General features: G+C 65.7%; 19 protein-coding genes. 12 read left to right on the forward strand and 7 right to left on the reverse strand.

Annotation, left to right across the window (positions count from 1 at the left end; translation table 11 throughout):
* The first annotated feature begins 467 nt into the window (after positions 1-467).
* From E1289_RS38005 to E1289_RS05950, 3 genes are all read left to right on the forward strand, one after another.
* Positions 468-626 carry a hypothetical protein gene (locus tag E1289_RS38005; RefSeq protein WP_165970362.1) on the forward strand — a complete coding sequence of 53 codons (159 nt, stop codon included), beginning with the start codon at positions 468-470 and terminating at the stop codon, positions 624-626.
* A gap of 8 nt (positions 627-634) precedes the next feature.
* Complete coding sequence (locus E1289_RS38010) at positions 635-1363, forward strand: hypothetical protein (protein ID WP_165970363.1); 729 nt, start codon at positions 635-637, stop codon at positions 1361-1363.
* A 73-nt stretch (positions 1364-1436) separates the two neighbouring features.
* Positions 1437-4835, forward strand: coding sequence for a CHAT domain-containing protein (locus tag E1289_RS05950; RefSeq protein WP_165970364.1), 3399 nt, complete (start codon positions 1437-1439; stop codon positions 4833-4835).
* 53 nt (positions 4836-4888) lie between these two features.
* Here E1289_RS05950 and E1289_RS05955 read toward each other — a convergent pair whose 3' ends face one another.
* Both E1289_RS05955 and E1289_RS05960 read right to left on the reverse strand, forming a co-directional pair.
* Entirely contained in the window at positions 4889-5332 is a 444-nt protein-coding gene (locus tag E1289_RS05955; RefSeq protein ID WP_131976122.1) for a hypothetical protein, read from the reverse strand.
* 45 nt (positions 5333-5377) lie between these two features.
* Complete coding sequence (locus E1289_RS05960) at positions 5378-5917, reverse strand: hypothetical protein (RefSeq protein ID WP_131976124.1); 540 nt, start codon at positions 5915-5917, stop codon at positions 5378-5380.
* 618 nt (positions 5918-6535) lie between these two features.
* On the opposite strand from E1289_RS05960, the gene E1289_RS05965 reads away from it, so the two are divergent.
* Together E1289_RS05965 and E1289_RS05970 are read left to right on the forward strand one after the other, a co-directional pair.
* Positions 6536-7195 (forward strand): hypothetical protein, encoded by a 660-nt coding sequence (locus E1289_RS05965; protein WP_131976126.1) that lies wholly within the window; start codon positions 6536-6538, stop codon positions 7193-7195.
* 33 nt (positions 7196-7228) lie between these two features.
* Positions 7229-7849 carry a hypothetical protein gene (locus E1289_RS05970; protein ID WP_131976128.1) on the forward strand — a complete coding sequence of 207 codons (621 nt, stop codon included), beginning with the start codon at positions 7229-7231 and terminating at the stop codon, positions 7847-7849.
* A 33-nt stretch (positions 7850-7882) separates the two neighbouring features.
* On the opposite strand, the gene E1289_RS05975 is transcribed toward E1289_RS05970, so the two are convergent.
* Together E1289_RS05975 and E1289_RS05980 are read right to left on the reverse strand one after the other, a co-directional pair.
* Positions 7883-8077, reverse strand: a complete 195-nt coding sequence (locus E1289_RS05975; RefSeq protein ID WP_131976130.1) for a DUF397 domain-containing protein — start codon at positions 8075-8077, stop codon at positions 7883-7885.
* Positions 8074-8889, reverse strand: coding sequence for a helix-turn-helix transcriptional regulator (locus E1289_RS05980; protein WP_131976132.1), 816 nt, complete (start codon positions 8887-8889; stop codon positions 8074-8076). The genes E1289_RS05975 and E1289_RS05980 overlap by 4 nt, the downstream gene beginning before the upstream one ends.
* Before the next feature lie 138 nt (positions 8890-9027).
* On the opposite strand from E1289_RS05980, the gene E1289_RS05985 reads away from it, so the two are divergent.
* The 7 genes from E1289_RS05985 (at position 9028) to E1289_RS06010 (ending at position 13426) form a co-directional block, all read left to right on the forward strand.
* The gene (locus E1289_RS05985; protein WP_131976134.1) at positions 9028-9417 is read left to right on the forward strand and encodes an ATP-binding protein; all 390 of its coding nucleotides are present in this window, start codon (positions 9028-9030) and stop codon (positions 9415-9417) included.
* Between the two features lie 60 nt (positions 9418-9477).
* On the forward strand, positions 9478-9810 hold the full coding sequence (locus E1289_RS05990) for a hypothetical protein (protein ID WP_131976136.1): 333 nt from the start codon (positions 9478-9480) through the stop codon (positions 9808-9810).
* Positions 9811-9871: 61 nt separating this feature from the next.
* On the forward strand, positions 9872-10051 hold the full coding sequence (locus tag E1289_RS05995; RefSeq protein WP_131976138.1) for a hypothetical protein: 180 nt from the start codon (positions 9872-9874) through the stop codon (positions 10049-10051).
* 58 nt (positions 10052-10109) lie between these two features.
* The gene (locus E1289_RS38015) at positions 10110-10277 is read left to right on the forward strand and encodes a hypothetical protein (protein ID WP_165970365.1); all 168 of its coding nucleotides are present in this window, start codon (positions 10110-10112) and stop codon (positions 10275-10277) included.
* 372 nt (positions 10278-10649) lie between these two features.
* On the forward strand, positions 10650-11486 hold the full coding sequence (locus E1289_RS06000; RefSeq protein ID WP_131976140.1) for a hypothetical protein: 837 nt from the start codon (positions 10650-10652) through the stop codon (positions 11484-11486).
* Positions 11487-11599: 113 nt separating this feature from the next.
* Positions 11600-12895 carry a WD40 repeat domain-containing protein gene (locus E1289_RS06005; RefSeq protein WP_131976142.1) on the forward strand — a complete coding sequence of 432 codons (1296 nt, stop codon included), beginning with the start codon at positions 11600-11602 and terminating at the stop codon, positions 12893-12895.
* Positions 12896-13153: 258 nt separating this feature from the next.
* Complete coding sequence (locus tag E1289_RS06010) at positions 13154-13426, forward strand: hypothetical protein (RefSeq protein WP_131976144.1); 273 nt, start codon at positions 13154-13156, stop codon at positions 13424-13426.
* Positions 13427-13574: 148 nt separating this feature from the next.
* Here the strand turns inward: E1289_RS06010 and E1289_RS06015 are convergent, their stop codons facing one another.
* From E1289_RS06015 to E1289_RS06025, 3 genes are all read right to left on the reverse strand, one after another.
* Positions 13575-14300: a hypothetical protein gene (locus tag E1289_RS06015; protein ID WP_131976146.1), complete on the reverse strand. Its 726-nt coding sequence runs from the start codon at positions 14298-14300 to the stop codon at positions 13575-13577.
* Positions 14297-15385, reverse strand: a complete 1089-nt coding sequence (locus tag E1289_RS06020) for an EcsC family protein (RefSeq protein WP_131976148.1) — start codon at positions 15383-15385, stop codon at positions 14297-14299. The genes E1289_RS06015 and E1289_RS06020 overlap by 4 nt, the downstream gene beginning before the upstream one ends.
* Positions 15386-16171: 786 nt before the next feature.
* Positions 16172-20224: a DNA methyltransferase gene (locus tag E1289_RS06025; RefSeq protein WP_131976150.1), complete on the reverse strand. Its 4053-nt coding sequence runs from the start codon at positions 20222-20224 to the stop codon at positions 16172-16174.

The following is a 20224-nucleotide window of genomic DNA, read 5'->3' on the forward strand; positions in this document are numbered from 1 at the left end:
TGCATGAGAGCGGCCGCTGCAGGGATGGTTCCGCCGATCGAGTCGACGCTCGCACGGCAGGCTCCGGTCGTGTCGATCAAGCTGTTCCGCCGTGCTGCTGCGGTCGCCGAGCCACTCGAAGGTACTGTCCGGTACGGCACGTACTCCGCAAGCATCGGGTCCTCGGGATGGGACCGGATGATCAAGCGTGTCGTCACGTCTTCCGGTCGTGGGCGCCTCAAAGCACGGGCTCTGCGGGCAGCCGGCCACCGGCTGCCACGAATAGTCCCGCTCTGGAAATGGGCAGAACGTTCAGGCGCACCGACCCGGGGCGCGGGAGACCGCCGTTGGACTGCGCCGAGGGAAGGTTATGCCACTGCGTCGCTGGGGAGCGGCGACTCAAACCACTGGCGAACTGGCCGTTTCCGGTCGTGTCACTCAGCCTGGTAAAGCGGCATGCGGGCCTTGGCTGTTCGGATAATCGACATATGGCCGTGCAACCGCCTGCCCCCGAAGAAGGGGACGTCCGAATTAACGATGACGTGCTGGAGTACTACGTCGACGGCGCTTGGGTCCCCCAGGAGGAGCTGCCGGACGTCGAGTCGCCTCCCGTCATGCGCGGTGAGGCGGGTCCGCAGATCTCGTGAGCACTCCTGTGCAGGACGAGACGGCCGACGCGACGATCGCCGATCTGAGGGCGTCGGTCACGGACATGCGGAGTACCGCCCGCTGGATCACCGGGGCTGCCGCCGCGGTCGGCGCGGTGGTGCTGGCAGGTGGTCCCCTGACCGTCGTGGACAAGCTGGACGACACGGGTGACGTGGTCGCGGCGATCTCCGGCCTGCTCTTGGCGTTGGCCGGGGTGGCGTGGACGGTCTGGCGGACCAGCGACGTGCTCACGCCCCGGGTCACGACCATTGAGGACCTGGGCCACCGGGATCTTTCCGGGCTCCGTGCGATGATCGATCGTTATCCCGCCGCCTTCTACGGTCCGTTCTCGCCCGATCCGGCCGAGTTGCGGCGGGAGCGTGTACTGCGCTTCCTCGTCAAGGCGAGGATCGCGAAGGCGCTGGCTCGGGAGAGCGACCCCAAGCGACGCCAGATTCTGGAGCAGGCCGCCGTGACAGCGGACGCCAACGCGCGGCTGGCACAGCGGACCCAGGAGCGGCTGCTGGCATGGATACATGCGTGGCAGGTCAGGCAGTCACTGCGACGGGCGAGGCGTGACACGGCTCTCGCCTCCCTGGTCGTTCTGGTCGGAGCCGCTCTGTACCTCACGGCCCCGCTGGACAAGAAGGACTCCCCTTCCATGCTGCGCGTCTGCTTGGTCACGCCTACCTCCCCGGGGACCGCCACGGCCGGGAAGGACGCCTGTGCCCGGTGATCTCCGCCTGACCGTCGGTGAGCGCGCCGTGTCGCTGCATGTGGGCGATGCTCCAACCACCCGGGGACCGGGGGTGAACGAGGTGCTCACGCTCCGGGAGATGCATCGAGCCGTCGAGAGGCTGCATGAGGATGTGCGGGCCGGCCGTGACCGGAAGGCCGCGCTGCGGGAGGTCGATCCGCTGCTGCGGCGCCTGGGCAGGGCTATGGCGGGCATCCTCGGGCCGGACGTGGGGCGCAGGCTCGTGTCCGCGGCCGCCGACGCGCGTCGGTCCGGCCGGCGGCTGCGGCTCGGGCTCGACATAGGGCCGGGCCTCCTCGGCACTCTCCCCTGGGAGGCCACGCTCCTGCCTGGTGAGGACATCCCCCTCGGTATCCATGACGTCCTTCTTCCGTTTCGGGTTTCGGGCGCCACGGAGGCCGCGTTCGAGGTGACGGGTGGCGAAGGCTCACCCTTGCGTGTCGTTGCGCTGCTCGCGAGCCCGCAGTCCGTCGTCGCCGGGTCCGTCCGGGAGCCGCTGCTCGATCTGGAGACCGAGGAGCTGCGGCTGGTCCGGGCGGCTTCGACCGCGGCCGGATCGCTGGATCTGCGGGTGCTGAGTTCCGGCACCCCGGAGGCGCTGTCGGAAGCGCTGGCCGCCGCGCCCGCCGACGTCGTCCACCTCGCTTGCCACGCCGAACCGGGCCTGCTGGTCCTTGAGGATCCGTCGGGTGCGCGGCTGCCGGTGGGGGCGGGTGAACTGGCGGCGGCGTGGGCCGGACGTCCCCCGGCGCTGGTGGTCCTGGCCGGCTGCTCCACCGGTGCGCTCGTCCGATCGTCGCGAGACGACGAGGGCGGGAGCCGATACCTGAGCGGTCTCGCCCAGACCTTGGCGGACCAGGGGGTCCAGACCGTCGTGGCCATGACCGCACCGGTCCGCGACGACTACGCGGGTGACCTGATGGCGGGTGTCTTCTCCGCGTTGACGGCGCACGGCGACGTGCTAGAGGCCCTGCACGAGGCTCGGTCCGCCCTGGATCAGACCAGACGGCACAGTGCGGACGGGCTTCCGGAATGGCACGTCCCCGTCCTGTTCGCGGGCTCGCCGGTCGTCCGGGCCGCAGATGCCGCCGGGGCGTCTGTGGCGGCGATCCCCCGGCCCAAAGTGCCGCTGGCCCTTCCTTCCGGCCGGTTCGTCGGGCGCCGTGCGCTGCTCCGCGCGGCGTTACGCAGCCTGGACACGCACGCGGGCCTGGTGGTGCACGGTACCGGTGGCGGTGGCAAGTCGGCTTTCCTCGGCGAGGTGCTGCGTCTGCGGAAGGACACCGGCGCGATCGTCGCATTTTCCGGCCCGGTCGATCCCGACAGAATCATGGACGAGGTCGCGGACGCGCTCCCCGGTACGGCCGGGGAGGCGCTCACCGGCACGGACCGCGATTGGCGAGACCGTCTGGACGCCCTGGTCAGGGCCGCCTCCGGGCACGGCGACAGCGCCCAGACGGCGGTGACCCTCGTGCTGGACGACTTCGAGGCGAACTTGCGGTACGACGCCCAGGGCACCACGGCCTTCACGAATCAGGAGCTGGGCGATTTTCTGACCCGCTGGGTGCAGGGGGTGGAGCGAGCCACGCTGCTCGCCACGTCCCGCCACCCGCTGCCATCTGGTCATCCGGGCGGCGACCGCCTGGCGCATCTGCCGCTTCCGCCGTTGACCGCGTCCGAGGCGGGGCTGCTGAGGCTGCGGCTGCCGGCGGTGCGGCGGCTGCCGCACCCCCATTGGCTGCGGCTGCACGAGTTGATCGGCGGTCATCCGCGCACGTACGGATATCTCGACGCGCTTCTCGGCACGGCGCGGGGACCGGCGGAGGACGTCGCCCGGCGGTTCGAGCGGCTGGTGGACGGCGGGCTCCCGGCCGCGCGGGCCCGAGCGGGCGGCATCCTGCGTACCGCCGCGAGCGATGCGGTGCGGTTGACGGTCCGGGACACGCTGCTCACCGAGCTGCTGGCCCTTCTCGATGAGCCGGTCCGCGGTCTGCTGGGCACGGCCGCAGTATTCCGGCTTCCCGTCCCCGTAGGGGCGCTCGTCTCGGACGATGCCGACACGGCCGGTGTCCAAGAGCCGCTGTCGCGGCTCGAACGGCTGGGGCTCATCTCGCCGGTGCAGGGGGATGCGGGTGACCTGTACTGGGTGGTGCACCGCTGGACGGCTGCGGAACTGGCGAGACTGCAGCCGCTGGAAGCCGAGAAAGGACACGTCCGAGCCGCCCGGCACTGGAGTGCGCGGTTCGCCCGGACCGACCTCCCCCGAAATCAGCGGATCATCGCAGCGCAGGAGGCGATCCACCATTTCGTCGAGGCCGGCCTGCCAGGGGACGCCTCGGCGGAGGCCAACCGTCTGTGCGGAATTCTGCACTCGGCCGGGCACTGGTCTGCCGAATGGACGCTGTGCGAGCGGATGTTGGCGTGGGTCCCGCAAGACGGTGAGCAGGCGGCACAGATCCACCGGCAAATCGGCTTGATCGCCCGAGATCGGGGGGACGCGGCGGAGGCGGTCGCGCACATGGAGAGAGCCCTCGAGGTGAGCACCGCGGCAGGCGATCGGCTGGGAGTCGCGTTCGCGGCGCATCAGCTCGGGTCGGTGCACCATAACCTCGGCAGGTTCGGCGACGCGGAGGCCGGGTACCGCCAGGCCGGCGAGATCTTCGCGGAACTCGGACGAGAGCGGGACTCCGCCGCCTCCGCCTTCCAGATCTCCCTGCTGGAGGAGGACCGGGGCCGTCTCGTCGCGGCGCAGGAGGGTCTGCGTGCGGCCATGGAGACGTTCGAGCGTGTAGACGACCTTGAGGCTCTCACCTCCTGCCACCGGCGAATGGCGGGCCTTGCTGAACGCGCCGGTGACCTGGAGGCTGCGATGGGACATTGCCGTGAAGCCCTCGCCCTGTGCGACGACACGGGCGACCGGCTCGCCGCCACCTCCGTGAGGAACCAGCTGGGGACTCTGTGGATCCTCGCCGGGGACTACGAGGCCGCCCACGGGGAGTTCGATGCGGCGCTCCGAGAAGCGGTGGACCGCGGGATGACCGAGGAGATCGCCCGTTCTCGCCAGCATCTCGGCGTCTGCGCCCGGCACACGGGCGCGCTGGACATCGCGGAAGAACACGTGCAGGCCGCCTTGGAGATCAACACTGAGCTCGGACGGATCACGGCGCAAGCGGCCTGCCGCGGGCTGCTCGCCAAGATCGCCAAAGAACGCGGCGATCCGCTGCTCGGCCTCCGGCACGCGCGCTGCGCGCTGATGCTGTTCTCACGCACGGACGAGACCCGGGATAGAGCGCAGACATATCTGGCGATCGGTGATTGCTTGCGTACCCTCGGACGGTACGCCGCTGCCAGGTCGTTCTACCGCAAGGGCATCGTCGAGGCCGAGAATGCCCACGACGTTCCCGTCGTATCCCAGATTCGGGATGCACTCGACACGCTTCCCCCTGGGTAACGTCCGGCACCGTGGCCTCCATGGCCCCGAAACCGACTCGCGGCGCACACTCGTCAGCCGAGGGAAGCCTGCTGGAATTCCCGTGCGAACGCCGCCTCGGAAACCGATCCCTCCCTGCCGATGTTGACGGCGCAGCCGAGGCTCGACAACGTCTTGACGCTATCAAGCACGTCCACTCGGAAATGACTGATCCAGTCGCGGTTGTCCTGCCCCTCGTACAACTGACTTGGTACCAGGATCGCCAGGCTTCCCGAAGGGGACGTGACGAGTCCCCAATACATAACGTACATGGGGAAGCGGCTAGTGATCAGGCCATCGTTCTCGCGGACATCATAATCCTGGAACAGCCTCGGCGCCGCTTGAACGATGGCCTGCATCGTCGTCCCCACGTCATTCGGGCTTCGTACCGTGATGAAGAGTCCGGCCCCATCGGCGAGCTTATGGAGAACTTCGATCACCGTGCCACGCCCCTGCGGGCCGAGGGTGAGATTATGCATGTCACCATCTCCCTTGAATTGAGATCTTCGTGAAGTGTCGCACCCTCACTTGTTCCAGTTTCTGAATGCTCTGATAACGTCCTTGTTCCGCAGATGCTGGTGATCTTCTCGCCACCCGTCCAAGAGTGCTCCCGCGAGATGGCTCGGGCTGAGACTGGGACGGGCTTCAGGGCGGGCAACGATCGCCCAGGTCGCAGCGGCGGCATGCCCCTGATCATGGAGTATCGAACTGAGAACGTCCGCAAGCGCCCTGTAGTCCTTACCGCGATTGGCGGAGGTGCCCCACACGGTGAGGGCAATAGTGCCGCGCATTCCCATGAAGAAGTTCAAGAAGGTCATCGGGGTCTGTTTACGACCGATTGGCGGGACGTCGGTCAGCTTGGCGGGAACTACCCAGCCGTTGGGGGCACGCCGCGAATCAACGTCCACCTTCAGACGGGCATACATCTGTTCGTTGCAGAAATCGCCGAGCAAGTTCAGGAGGTACTCACCCGCATCCGGGATGACGGACGCCACATGCTCGGCGATTGCCACCTCACCCGGGTCGGACAGATTGATCTGCTCCTTGTTACCGAAAATCCCCATCAGTGGCCCTCCTAGGGATATTGGCGATGCACCAAAACCGTGCCTGGCAGAAGGCACCCGGGGTGAGTGAGATCTTCGCGATCTTTCGCAGCGCCGCCATCCAGCTCTCCCCCGTCCCCGTTCCGCCCGCTCCCCTGGCCTCTCCGATACACCTGGCGACGCTGCGATATTAGGCTGTCTCCTCTCCATTGCGCTATAACGGCAGGCCAAAACCCGTGAAACCCCGGATTGTTTCGGACATCAGATCAGAAGAAATTCCAGTGCACAAAAAACGTGTCCGGCCCGAAAAGAGGCGCCCGTCCCGCCCGTGGGCCTCAGTGGTCGCCAGTGGACCGCAGATGTAGCGGGCCGGTTCGGCGAGGCGGGCATGCGGTTGCCGGATCTCGTCGTGGCGATGGGCATGGCCGTGGGGCATCGTGGGGGCGGGCGCCGGTTCTGACGGTCGTTCGCGGGTGGCCGGGGCAATGCCGATGTAGGTGGTGGCCGGGTGAGCGGGCGGCGAGCCGGCGGGGCTGTGATTGGCGGAGTCGATGATCGGCGGCGATGGTCTACCGTGATCGCCTGGCTTCGGGGAGTTCCCGGCCTCGGCAGAGCATGCGGACCGCAGGAGGAGAGGCCGTGAAACGCACCCTGCTGTGGGCCGTGCCTCTCGGGATTCTGCTGCTAGTGCTCGCGGAGTGGGTTCTGCTGGTGAACCCTGGGGGGCGGCTCGCCGGGTTGGTCCTGCTTTCCATCCTGCTGGGGTTCGCCGGGGTGTTCGTGCTGGCGCCGGTCACCGTCGCGGTCGGCGCCATGGCCGACCGGTGGGGCCTCGTGGCGGCGACGGTCCTGGTCGGGGCGTGCCTGTCGGTAGGGGTCCTGGCGATCATCGGCTCGATCGAGCGCGGCAAGCCCGGATACGTATGGAAGTACGGCGAACCGGCCCGCGTCGCCATCCCCTACCAGAGAACCTGCACGTTGTCCGGCTACACGTGCGGGGGGCAATGGACGCTGGACGGTAAGACGGTGCACGGCGGGGTCACCATGTCCCGGGCCGAGTACCACTCCCTCCGCCAGTCGCCGGGGACGCCCCCGGACAACGCGCACCACTTCGAGGCGCGCGTCCTGGGAAACCGCGCCAGCACCGCCGGGCTGCGTGTGCGGCCCGCGAGTTCCGTGGCCCTGGGCAGGGTCCCCGAATGGACGGGCTGGACGGCGTGCACGGTCGGGCTCGGCGCCGTCCTGATCGCGATCGTCTTGCCCCGCCGCACGTCCCGAACGCCTTCCGAAGCGCAGTAGGCGACCGGCCGCGGCCCCTGCAGAATGGTCGGCATGCGCAGGTCGGATCGATGGGCGTTCGCCGTCCTGGGAGTCGGCGTCGCGGCGACGTTGGGCGGCGTTCAGCTGGCGGCCATGCTGGACGACCCGCCAACGCCCCTGGCGGCCGAGTCCGAGTTCTGCCCCGAGCGTCCCGGCGGCGCAGCGCAGTCCGACACCGGTTACGCGGAGAGCGGCGAGCCCTATCGGGGCGGCGGCCCCCACCCGGTGGCGTTTAACCTGCGGTACGCCGAGGTGGGGAACGTGGACGTCCCTGACCGATGGAAACCGGGCCAGGACGGTTCGCCCCCCGGCCCCCAACTGGTCGCCTGCGTCTACCAGGACACCTCGGATTCACGGGACGAACTGCGCGAATGCCTGTACACACATTCCCTGGGCAGTCCGGTCGACCCTGACAAAGCGACGAAGGTCTCGCTGCTGAAGGCGTCGTACATCGTCCAGTTGTACGAGGCCGCGACCGCCAAGCCGGTCGCACGGATCAACGTGCCGGGCGCCGAGTCGTGCCCGGCGGTCCACGAGGCGAACGACTCCAGCGGCGTCATCTTCGAGGAACCCGATACCAAGAAGCTCCGGGCCGCCCTGCGCCCGCACATCGAGCGCTCCGTCGCGGTATGACCCCCTGGTCGATGGTCGGGCCGGACGGGACGATCAGCGGGCCGGGTGCCGCTTGACCTGCTCGATCATGCTCGCGAACTGAGCAACGGTAAGGGTGAGGTGTCCCCCGTCCGGGTCCTTGCTGTCCCGCACCCCGACCCCGGCCCCCGGCGCAAGTCGTCCCAGCTCAACGCACACGTCATCGTTCGCGGAGCCACTGTACGAACTCTTCCGCCACTGGACGCTCATGAGTAGCTCTCCAAGTACTGCTCGATCAGTTTGCGCGAGGCGCCCTGAGAGTCTGCCTTTGCGCCGATACGTTCGAAACTATCAACAACGTCCTTGATCTCGTTCGGCATTTCGATCAAGCGTCCACCGCCGCAAGCCCCCGCATAGGCGATGCTGCGGTCATGCAGGCCGATGAGCTGGAAGAACCCGTCCGACCCCTCATGCTCCCCGGCCGAGAAGGGAACGATCCGGAGGATGACGTTCCAGCGTTCGCCCATGTCGAGGAGGTGTTCGAGCTGCGGCTTCATGACCTCGGCTCCGCCGACGCGACGCGCCAGAACAGCCTCGTCTAGGAGTGCCCAGATGTAGGGCGGGTCCTCTCGTTCCAGGATGGCCCGCTTTCGCGCAATTCTTCCAGCGAGGACCGCTTCGCGGTCTTTCGCTGTGCTCAGCCGACCGTACCGCCGCGTGTATTCATCGGTCTGGAGGAGCAAAGGGATCAGCTGCCCGTGGAAGACCTTGATCTCGGCCGCCTGACGCTCGTGCTGGCTGTACTGCTTGAACCAGTTCGGGTCGTGCGCCATACGGGCGTACCACAGGAGCAATTCGAAGAGTCCACCGGTCTCGAATCTCACGTCGAGACGCCGCGCATAGTCGACCTGCAGCTTCGCACGCCCGGCTTCGATGTTCGAAACACTCGATCGAGCCATCCCGATGATCTTTCCCCACTGGGCGAGTGACAGACCCTCCTTCTCCCGCATGAACCGCAGGTAGTAGGCCAGGAAGTGCCACATCGAGATCTTGGGGTCGAGGGGTTCACGGACGATCTTCATCGGTCCTCCGTGTTTTAGATTTCAGTTGATACAGGCAAACCATAGGTCGCCGCGTGATGCTTGTCGCAGGAAATCGGAATCTCGGGCAAGGACAGGACGATGGCGATGACGGCGGCCGTAGAGCCAACAATGTCCCTTATGGGCACACCCGCCGCAGTGGGGCTGGCGCGCACTTTCGTGGACACACGAATCCGCAAATGGGACTACTCCCACATTCTCGACAGCGCGCTTCTCGTCGTCTCGGAGCTCGTGACCAATGCGGCCCGGCAGACGCCGGACGAGGAGATCCGCCTCCAGCTCAGCCGGGACGCCTATGGCGTCATCATCGCCGTCTGGGACGCGGACCACGAGCTGCCCAAAGCCAGGCCGATGACCGAACTCACCCTGGACGACCTCGACCTGTCCGAGGAGGCGTTCGACGACAACGGCGGCTGGGGCCTGCACATCGTCCAGGCCATGTCCGCCAAGTGCGGCGTCACCGCCGACCCGGCCGGCGGCAAGTGGGTCTGGTCGCGAATGCACCCGTAGCGGATCTCAGCACACCCCCTGGACGGCTCCACAGGACACGTCCGCATCTGCAGTCCAGGCATGACCTCGACGGGAGGTAGCACGAAGATGGCCACTGATCATCTGACGGCCATGAGCGGACGGCGTCCGTTCCTGTCCGCCCTCGATGAGGCCGTGCGCGAGCGCGGCGGGATGTCGTGCGGCATCGTCTCGCGCAGCGGCACGCCCGTCCTCTACGTGATCAACACCGATTCGCCCAGCAGGTTCACCGAGATCGGCGCCGACTTCATCGGCGGAATCTGGATGTTCACCTGGGCTCCAACCGGCGACAGGATCGGCGCGGCCAACTCCCCGGCCGAGGCCGCCGAGGCAATCGCGCGTGCGCTCAGTGTGGGCGCTGGGGTTCGGCCGTGATGGGCGACGAGTTCGCGGACCTGGCGCTTCGGCCCCATTGCCTGGTTCGGAGGCTGCACCGATGAGCCGGATCACGGCCGCCGAAGTGGCCGCCGCCCTGGAGATCGCCAAGGCCGCCTACCAAGAAGCCATGGCCCGCGCGGGGATGCTCGCGGGAAAGATCGCCGAGGTCCATGCCTACGCCGAGTCGCAACTGGCCGAGCTGGCGGACCAGGACGACGACGCCGACCCCGGCACCTAGACCCCTCCGGCGGGCGGTGTTCCGAGCACGGCACATGGCCGTCCGTCCGGAGGTTCCAGTGCGGTTCACCAGGCGCAACGTCACAACGAAGGAGAAGATGATGGGCGACCGCGACAAGGGCAACAGCGACGAGGAGACCACCACCGACGGGAACAAGCCGCAGGGCGGATCCCGCGGAACCGGCGACAGGACCAGCGGCAACCCCAACGACGGCAAGCGCGCGTGACCAACTGGCACGAGACCATCGGCTCGGTGCCCCGGCGTTCGTTCACGCCCGATGTGGTGTGGGCGGACCTGGGGCCCGGCCCTTGGGCACGGATCGACCGCACGACCGATCCTGCCGAGTGGGACGAGGTCGTGGCACTCGACCAGCCGTTGGTGACCCAGTTCGAGGACATATGGCTTTGGGTTGTCCAGGGATCGGGAGTCAGCTCCGTCAGCCGTCACGGTGGCACCCGGCCGCAGCAACTCGGAGCTCTCGGAAGCGCTCCTTGAGCGCTCTCAATAGGAGGCAGTCGTTTGGACACATCCGGCCAACTTCTAACCATGTTGCCCGGCCCAAGAATTGATCTTGAATGGTGCGCTAGTCTGCTCGCTCGTGACGGACGAGGAATCAGATTCTAGATCATTTTGGGCGCGGCATCGAAAGGTCATCATCGGTACGGCCATCACTTCGCTGGTTGCGCCGATCACAGTCGGTGTCATTTCCACCCAACTCAACGAGGGTGCCAAGAAGGTCAGCGAGAAGATTGGCGCGGGTCCGCCGGTCCAGGCGCGCGTGGTAAGCATCGGCCGCAGCAGCGGTCGTCAGGGCGATGACTGGGTATTCCCGGTTGGGCACCGTGTTGAGCGACCTCTGTTGAACGGTGCTTCCGATGCGAAGCGGATGCGTGCCGCCGGTGCCGTGGACCCCGTCGTGGTCATGCCGGTGCTGATCCTGCAAGGTCAATGGAAAGAAGGCGTCACCGTCACGGGAATCCAGGTGGTTCCAAAATGCGGTCGACCGTTGAGCGGCACACTGGTGTACAAACCGCCTGGCGCAGGCCCGATGAAGAATCCGCGGATGGTTTTCGACCTCGACGAACCACAGCCCAGAGCGCGGGTGCCGAAACGCGACGGATCGCCTGGCGCTGACTATTTTCAGCAAACCTCGATATCTCTTCGAAAAGACGAGCAGACGGTGGTCGTTGCAGAGATGAGAACCCGGGAGCACTATTGCACGTTCGACATCTTCGTCGAAGCCAGCACGGGCGGTGAAACAACTAAGACCAAGGTGGAGACGGGCGGGAACCGGCTTGCCGTCACTGCATACGTCGACGGTGCGCTGACCTCGAGCAGCGTGCGTGGATTCGCATCCTACCGCGATCTCTACGTTTTTGAGAACGGTGCGTTCGTTCAGAAGAACCCCGACGGCTATTCGGCAGGGGCGCAATGAGTGCTGCTGTCCGGCTGACTGTGGTCGCCCTGTTGCTTTGCGCAGCATGCGCCTGTTCGGGAGCCGGCACTTCCGGGGCCGGAGGATCGGAATCCCGTAGCACGAAACCCCCAGTGCGCATCGCCGACGCGTTGAACGACCTGCTCGCCAAACCTGCGACCCCCGTGGACCTGGAGGTCAATGGTCGTTGGGCGGCCGTCCGCTATGCGGATGGGGCGATCGGAGTTTGGAGCCTCCCTGACAAGCGCCGCGTGGCGACCATAGAGCCCGGAGGCAACGCTCAAACGAGCGCCCTGACAATGGCGCTTTCACCTGATGCCCGGACTCTCGCGCTGCTGGACGGTGAAGGGACCGCGACTCTCTGGGACGTGGGAACGGGCCGGCTGAAAGAGCGGTTCGGGACCGGATTCACCGAGATCTTCTTCAATCGCCGGGGAGATCGACTGCTCGCCGGGGCGTACGACCTCATGGTCATGGCCGACGCCGACGGCAAAGAATTGGGTACGCTGGCCGCAAAGTCGATCGAAACTTCCCTGCCGAGGACGGAGGTTGACGCCCCGGACCAGCCTCTGCCTCTGGGCTTCGCTCCGGACGACGTCACGGCCGTCGCTGCAGGTACGCTGAGCTGGCTTACCTGGAAGCCGGGCGCACCCGCAAAGATAACGACTCTCGACGAGGGCGGGAGTCTTTCCGGGCTTTCGCCGGGCGGTGACCGGCTCGCGTTCGCCGGGGGATTGGGGTCCGAAGGCGCAGTTTTCCTCTGGGACGTTGTCTCCAGGAAGCAGATCGGCGTGGCCTCGGTGACCGATGACTTCAACGCCCTCTCAGATGTGGGATTCGACCCGTCCGGCGCCTACATCCTTGTGGTCTCCGACGAGCCGAAGCTACTGCCGCCCCACTACACGCACAGCATGGCCAGTCGCCGGTTGACCGTCTTCACTGCTCCTGCCATACAGCGGGTCTGGTCGACTGCCGTGGAGGAGTTCAGTGGGACTGAATCTACAGGGCGGCAAATCAAGAGGGGAATGCATGACTTGATCCCATTCAACACGGGATCACAAGTCCTATTGATCCGCGAAGACGGTGGCCGATTCACGACACTGAACGGTCCGAACGGGGCCAGGTGCGACACCAAGTACATCAACCAAGCGGAGTTGCTTCCCCAAGGTGCAACGTTGAAGACGTTCGTCTGCCGCGGGCCCTACGCCTTCGCCGTCGTCTTGGGATCCAGCGTGGGTGTGCACGGACGTCAGAGCACCTTGGTCAGATGGTCCTTCGGTCGCTGGAGAACGTTCGTCGCAGGAACGGCCAGTCACGGTTCTGTCACAGCAGCCGACCTTGAAGACGGCGGGCTGGACGTGGGCCACTTCTCCCGGCTCTTTCCCGAAGCGGGCATCGCTCCACCCTGACCAGGCGGCATCGAGAACGACTGCCCGGCGCCGCCCTGCGCTTGGACGTCCTCAACGATGGGACGGCCGTGGGCAGGTTCGCCGGGTCGGCCGACTACATGGTGATGCGTGCGCAACGCCCCGCCTACGGCGAAGCCCGATCATGGGCGGACACCGCCACGAGGGGACGTCCGAGTAAGCCGCACTCGCCTGGCCCCCCGGTCATACCCCTACGGTCCGCCGAGCGTCGACCTTGCCGTAGCGGTCCTGGTGCCGGGCGTGGTCTCAAGGTTCTACTCCGACGCCGCCGGGGCAACCATGTGGGTCCTGGACCGCGAGTCCCATGAAGGCTCGTGGGCCTCGGTCGACTACGAGCCCGGCCAACCCGACTACGAGGTTCAGCAGGCAGGCGACCGCTCCCTGTGGGACGAGACCGAAGCCGCCTACCTGCAATGGATCAAGTGGGGACGGCCGGACATCACTCGCTTCGGAATCACCATCACACCTGACAAGCAAACGATTTGGCTGGACACCCCAGCGAACCCGCTCTGACCGGCAACACCCGGCTGCCAGCCCCGGCCCCTTAGGCCGGGGCTGGCAGCCCATTCACCAGTCGTAGGCGAGGCTCAAGCCTTCGCACACGTGCTCGGCTATCAGAAGACCCGTCCCCGCTCACCGGCTTGGGCGCTTCTTCCCCTCGTCATGCGAACCGCGTCGTCAGAGCGGGCGGCGTCATCACCCGCGCCGGGCTGTGCGCGAGATTGAGCGCCTCAGCAGCCGGCAGGCGTGGGAGGTTCGTCAGTTGCAGCGGCGGCGCGCTGGTCACGAAGGCGGCCCTGTGACCGGGGCCGATCAGCCATGTGTAGCGAGGTCGGACGGTCCATAGACGCCAGGCGAGCTGGCGATGCTCGTCGCCTCGCTTCTTCGTCTCCGGCCCTGGCGCCTTGTCGGCGAACCGACTCAGCACGCCCTCGCGAAGCGGTTCCAGTGCGCGGGTGTCTCGCTTCGCCTCACCAAGGACCACCACGTTCGACTCGTCGTCGAGGATGGCCAGGTCCAGTTGCAGGGCTGCGGAAGGCAGTTCGAAGAGCACCCTCTCGGCCGGGTAGCGAAGGTTGATGATCGCGTCCACGTAGGCCGCGATCTGGGGTAGGTACTCGGCGTTGTACCAACCGCCGTCACGTGACCGCGACAGCAGCGCCCAATGGCCGGTAGGCGTCGGGCGATCGAGCGTGTTGAACCGCGCCCCACGATGCAGAGTGATGAGTCCGTGCTCAAGCCCCGCGAAGAACAACGCCAGGTCGCCGTCGTCCACGATGTTGGCCGTGGGCTTCAGCTCCCCTGTGCGCATGAAGCCGGGGTTATCGACGTGCAGTTCGGCTGACCCTTGCTGGAGCAGCTCGATGAAGTTGTCCAGGAGGCTCAATCACGCTCGCCGCCTTCTGCACTGGGCACGTAATCGTGGCGTTCTCGCTCGTCGTCCTCATCGACGATCTCAGCGTCGACGATGTCGACGATGTCGACGTCTTCGTCGGTGTCCGCATCGGTCGCAACCGGGTCGGACTTCGCCTCGATCCCGTAGCGGTCGCGCAGGAACCGCTCGCGGTACAGGTGCTCCGCGTCGTCCGTGATGCGCTTCAGGAATCGCGTGTTCATCCCGGCCCCGATCGCAATGCCCATGACCGGTACCGCCTGCCCAAGCTTCGCCTTCGTGAGGCGGAACCCGAGGCGCGTGAACACCTTCTCGACCACCTTGGTGACGACGCTCTGGTTGAGCTGGTCCCATGTCGCGTTCCGGGCGAGTGCTTGGACGAGCTTGTTGATTTCCGCGTAGGCAACGACTTTCCCCGCCTCGGAGGCCGTGCCGAGGTTGAGTACGCCGAGCATGAAGAGCTGCTCGTCAGGATGCTCGGGGTCGTAGCCGTAGTACGCACCGATGTGCGCGATGGCCCGCTGCCCGGCGAGGAGGACCGCCGCTGAGTCGGCCACTAACGTGCCGATGACGAGTGCCGCACCGGGCGCGGCCCCGGCTCCGGCGCCGGCGACGGTGCCCCCAGTAGCGAGCAGTCCACCACCGGAGGCGGCGAAGCCCGCTCCCGCGCCTTCGGCACCGGCGAAGGCGGTGTATCGAAGGCCGAGCCGCGGCTTGACCTTGTCGATCAGCGCGAGGTCGAGTTGCCGGATGTCCTCAAGTTCCTCTACCTCGGCGTCCTGCTTGCGATACGCCTTGACAACGGTCTTCTTCGGGACGGTCGCGACTGCCGTCCGGCCGCCCAGCCCCACCAGTGCTTCGAGCGACTTGAGGAAGATGCTCTCGAAGTCGGGCAGGCCGGGCACGGCCTCGACACGGCTGCGGACCTTCTGGCCGGCATCACGGAGACGCTCACGTGCCCCTTCCGGTAGTGCGCGCCGCGTGCGCGCGGTCAGACGCTTCTCGCGCCATCCCTCGATTTGATCCCAAGCCTTGCGGTCGTACGGCGTCATCTCACCGAGCATCTGGTCCCCGTTCATCGTGCCCCCACGTCGTCTTGGGGACTCAGCCTTTTCGGACAGCTTCTTTAGTGGGTGACCTGCACACAGAAACTACGCTGCCTGTTACCGCTCAGGTACTCGGTGTGGGCTCCCGCGGATTGCGGTACCCGCTCACATAATGAAGCCAGGGCCGATTCTAGAAGCCTTCGATGCACTGCACAACGGTACGGCAAACTTCGGTCGCGACACATACCATACGTCTGAGTCACTCATTCTTCGACACATCGAAGAAGGTCTCTGCTCGTGCGTTGATACACGCACACGACTTAAGAACCCGCAGGTGTACGGCTCCAGCACCCCGCCAACGGATCTACGATTGCCTCCCGGCCGGCAGCGGGAATGAGATACGCCAAATTCATCTGGCCATACCTGGACAAGGGGAAGTGACTCGGCACCGGAGCCAAGACACCGAAGGCCCATGGCAGACGCCGGACTTTTTCGCCTCATCGCCACGGGACACCGTAAGTCACCGCTCAGACTTACCCAACCGGACGACTCCTACCCGGCACTCAAAATCGCCATCCCGCAAAAGGGCACCCATCGCCAGCAGGACGAGCAGTACGGCTGCAACATCGAGTGCGACGGCCCGCTGATCGAGCAGGGTTGGATCGTCATCGCATCAACAAAGATGGCCTGTCTAGACCCGAGGACAGTCCTCAGCCGCATCCGAAAAGCATCGCCGCCTCCCCACCGCCTTGATCCCATTGACTTGCGGCGTGTTTCCTTAGGAGGCGTGCCGCGAGGCAACACACTGCAAGTCAAAAATCAGAAGAGACCGTCCTGCTCACCAGCTCTTGGGCGCTTCTTCCCCTTCTTGTCGTGCAGGCCGGCCGCTACCTCGGCGGCGTAGCGCTCGTGGTTCAACTCCAGCAGCCGATCCACCAACTCCCGCTGGACGGCCGGGCCGACGGTGTACCGGGTCTCGCGCCCAACCGAATGATGACCATGGCCGAGTTGCGGGATCAGGTCGTCCCACCCATATGCCCGACACACGGCCTCATCGATCGCCTTGTGGATCTCCCGCAGCTTAACGATGTCCGCATCGCTGCACTCAGGGTCATGGACGAGGTTGTACGTCTTCGTCAGGCCAGCCTGTCGTGTCAGCATGAGGTTCCGCCTAAAACCATCCAGGCGTTCTCCTAGTTCCCGCATCTCCTCCGTCATACCGGGCGCTGGCAACGTCTCAAAAACATCCGATGGCGTGTAGAGGACTCTCGTTTCGAGAGTTGCACCCCTCGAAATGGTCCACCAATAGTGCGGGCCACTGCTCAGGAACGACAGCATAGCGGTATCGTCCGTGGCAAACACTCCCAACATGTGCGAAAAGACCTGCCCAGTTGGTACCAACATAGGCATTACGACCTTGCTGACCTTAGCAAGGACGATCACACGGCTGAGTTCTGCGGTAGCTTTCACCATCGCTGGACGCTTATCAGCGTATTGCCAGTATCGCTGAGGCAGAGGGTTGCGCAGAACAAAGTTGCCGTCAGATTTAAGCCTCTGGCGCTCGGGCTTGACCTTAGCTTCTACTATTTCAAAGACACTGCCATACTTTTTCGCCTCGCCTTCCGATCGATCATAAAAGTTGATGATCCATCGTCTAGCAGAAGCATTTGGTCGTGAATTGAGGTCTTCGCCGTTCAGAAACGGAAATATGACGTCAACGTTCTTAGCATCATTTTCTATGAGTCTTGCCGCATCCGAAGGCTCCAAGACAAACCCCATGCCAGTGACTTTCGAACCTTCGAATGAAATGTTTCGATTTGCTACAAGGCGATGAGCATTGCCGGAGACTCGCGACACTGGGTCGAGAGTTGCCGAAATCCCCGGAACGACCATTCCGTCCGCCACACAATGAGTTCCCTTATTCATGGCCGCTTTGGTCGTCCAGATCACGCAGTACTCAAGAGCGGCACTCTTAGAAGGCCACGGCCTCGACTTTATCGACTCACGAATGGTTATCTGTCCAGACACGAGACTTTCCAGGCCCACCTCGCGAGTATCCCCCTGCGAAAGAGTATTTGTTGCAACAAGGGCGGCCTGCCCCTTCGCATGCAAGAGCAAATGCGAACGCAGCACAAAATACGCCACCAAGTCACATCTGCCACCAGCGCGCACTCCGTTTGCGACATCGGCCACCAATACTTCTCTATAGGCCCCTCCAAGCAAGCCCGTGATTTTCGTCCCACCCAAAAAAGGGGGATTACCCACGATGGCGTCAAAGCCGCCTTTCTCGAAGACCTCCGAGAATGCAAGGGGCCAGTGGATGGGTTCCCGGTCGAAGGCTCCGTCCGGCAAATCGGTGCGGAGCCACATGTTGAGTTGGTCGCGGGCGGCAATCTCCGCTGCCTCTTCGCCGGACATGATTTTGAGCGCTTGGGCAACGGCCTGTTGGGAGGCTGCATCCAGGCCGGTCGCTCCTCTGCTGGCATACCCGAGCGACGCAGCGGTGGTGAGGTCGGCGAGGAGGCGGGCACGTTCAGTGTCTTTCTCGACTTCGGCGAGCATGGCGCGCTTGGTGGCCAACTTGTCCAGGTCGGTGCCTTCAATCTCGACCAGTTGGCGGCGCTTGTCGGCGACACGGCCGACCAGTTCGCGGATACCGGCAGTCAGGTCGAAGAGGGCGCCCTCGTCCTCATGCAGTTTCCGACCGCGCTTGGCGTCCAGGTGCATGACTTCGAGTTGGTCGAGGGACGTGATCCCAAGCAGGGAGTCGCCGACGATGAGGCGGTCGTCCAGGAACGTGAAGGGCTTGTGCGGGTCCATGGAGACGAGCCATAGGGACAGCTTGGCCATCTCCACTGCCATCTCGTTGATGTCCGCGCCGTAGAGGCAGTGCTCGATGATCTGGCGCCTGGCGTCGATGATGACCGGATCCGCTTCGGCGTCGGTGGCCGTGAGGGTCGACGTGCCCTGGTAGTCGCGGACTCGCTCATCGCCCTCGCGGACCCACGCCTCCACGAGCTTGTCGGCGAGGTAGCGGCACGCGGCCACCAGGAACGCAGCCGAACCCATGGCGATGTCGGCGACCTTGAGCGACAGGATCTCGTCCGAGGTCTTGAGCTTCCACTCGTTCTTGTCCGCCGTCTGCAAGGGACCGGGCGAGTAGACGAGCGGCTCCAGGGCGCCTTCGACGACCTGCCTCGCGAGGAAGCTGGGCGTGTAGTGGGTGCCGGTGTTCTTCCGCAGCGCGGACTCGGTGACGTACAAGGCGTCCGTCAGGATCACCACGGGCAGGTCGCGGAGGTCCGTCCGGATGAGGTTGTAGAACGGCAGCAGCCGTTCGGTCAGCGGGTAGTCGCCTCCCGTGACGGCCAGGAGCTTGCGCTGGGCGTCCTGCTTCTCGGCCTCGGGGAGGGGCGCGAGTCGCTTCTCCACGGCCTTGGCGGAGCCGATCCGGGAGTCCTTGTACTCGGTGGCCAGCTTCGCTGCCAACGACGGGACGTCCGGGCAGGCGGCGGCGAATTCCTCCAGGGTGCGGAGGGCGACCTCTTCTTCGAGCCCGGCCTTGCCGATCAGGCCGACGTAGGTCTCGTCCGCGTAGAAGCCCTCGAAGGACAGCAGGCCCTCGTAGACGTATCCGATCTGCTCCACGTCCAGGGCGGCGAAGGAGAGCCTGCGGCGTTCTCGGCTCTTCCCGGTGCCGATCTCGACGTACTGCACCGCCTTGAGCATGTGCAGGACGGTCCGGTCGTCGATGGTGTGCGGCAGCCACGCGTACGTGTCCGGTTTGAAGATGGAGCCGTCGTGGGCGTGCATCTTCATCTCGGGGTGGTCGACGCCGTAGTACACCGCGTTGAACAGGGCGAGGAGGCGGTGCCAGCCGGTGTAGGTGTGTTCGAGGTCCTCTTCGCTGCCGTCCAGGGCACGCTGTTCGAGCTCTGAGCAGAGGCGGCCGGCGGAGTAGGACGTCCGGTACAGCTCCTTGCCAGCGGGGAGGAGACCTCTTTCCTCGGCGAAGAGGAGGAACACGACGCGCATCATGACGGCGACGGCGCCCCGGTAGACCTCGTGGGCGGTGACGTCCCCGATGCCGCGTCCGCCCTGCGCGACGTCGGCGGTGTGGGCGCGTCCGATGGCGGCGACGAGCAGTTCCACGGCCTGGCGGACCTGGACGCCGAGGGCCTCGGTGATGTCCTCCTGGTTGTCCTTGCTGACGTCGAGGAGGTGGACGAGCGTCTCGTCGTCCGGGACAGCGAAGAAGCGGGCTCGGTTCAGAATGGACATGAAGGCGCGGAGGACGTCGCGTTCGGCCTTCTCGGGCCAGTCGGCCGCGTCGAAGACGGCCGTGGTCGTCACGCCGCCGCGCGGGGCCCAGACGAGGGCCCACCAGCGTCCGTCGGTGGCGAGGCCGAGCTGGACGTCGTGGTGGCGGCAGAGCTGGGCGAGCCGATCCACCGGCGTCGCGGCCCAGTCCGAGTCCTTGATCCGCTGGGTGGGGCGGTCGTCGCTGATGAGGCCGAGGAGCCGGACGTTCTTCGCGTCCGCGCCGGGGGTCGTGCCGGGTTCGAGGAGGGCGAACGACGGGGTGACGGCGGTGTCGTGCTCGGGGACGTCCATGGACAGGGCGTCCAGGCCGGTGAAGTGCACCGCGTCGTCCCAGCCGAGGAGTTCGGTCAGGACGTAGTCGATCCACGGGCGGCCGGGGAGGGCTGCGCGCTCCTGGCGGATGCGTTCGCGGGTGCCCTTGTCGAGTGCGTCGAGGGCGGGCCAGACGCGGCGGAGGACGGGGACGCTGAGGAACGGCCCGGACACGTCGATCATGCTGAGCCAGTCGGCGTGGTTGAAGTCGTCGGAGCGACGGGGGAAACGTGCCAT

This window comes from Actinomadura sp. 6K520, from assembly GCF_004349245.1.
GTDB lineage: Bacteria > Actinomycetota > Actinomycetes > Streptosporangiales > Streptosporangiaceae > Spirillospora.

Coding starts and splice junctions, on each gene's coding strand:
- E1289_RS38005 (WP_165970362.1), top strand. CDS start 468: ATGGCCGTGCAACCGCCTGCCCCCGAAGAAGGGGACGTCCGAATTAAC.
- E1289_RS05955 (WP_131976122.1), bottom strand. CDS start 5,332: ATGCATAATCTCACCCTCGGCCCGCAGGGGCGTGGCACGGTGATCGAA.
- E1289_RS05960 (WP_131976124.1), bottom strand. CDS start 5,917: ATGGGGATTTTCGGTAACAAGGAGCAGATCAATCTGTCCGACCCGGGT.
- E1289_RS05970 (WP_131976128.1), top strand. CDS start 7,229: ATGCGCAGGTCGGATCGATGGGCGTTCGCCGTCCTGGGAGTCGGCGTC.
- E1289_RS05975 (WP_131976130.1), bottom strand. CDS start 8,077: ATGAGCGTCCAGTGGCGGAAGAGTTCGTACAGTGGCTCCGCGAACGAT.
- E1289_RS05980 (WP_131976132.1), bottom strand. CDS start 8,889: ATGAAGATCGTCCGTGAACCCCTCGACCCCAAGATCTCGATGTGGCAC.
- E1289_RS05985 (WP_131976134.1), top strand. CDS start 9,028: ATGGGCACACCCGCCGCAGTGGGGCTGGCGCGCACTTTCGTGGACACA.
- E1289_RS05990 (WP_131976136.1), top strand. CDS start 9,478: ATGACCTCGACGGGAGGTAGCACGAAGATGGCCACTGATCATCTGACG.
- E1289_RS05995 (WP_131976138.1), top strand. CDS start 9,872: ATGAGCCGGATCACGGCCGCCGAAGTGGCCGCCGCCCTGGAGATCGCC.
- E1289_RS06020 (WP_131976148.1), bottom strand. CDS start 15,385: ATGAACGGGGACCAGATGCTCGGTGAGATGACGCCGTACGACCGCAAG.
- E1289_RS06025 (WP_131976150.1), bottom strand. CDS start 20,224: ATGGCACGTTTCCCCCGTCGCTCCGACGACTTCAACCACGCCGACTGG.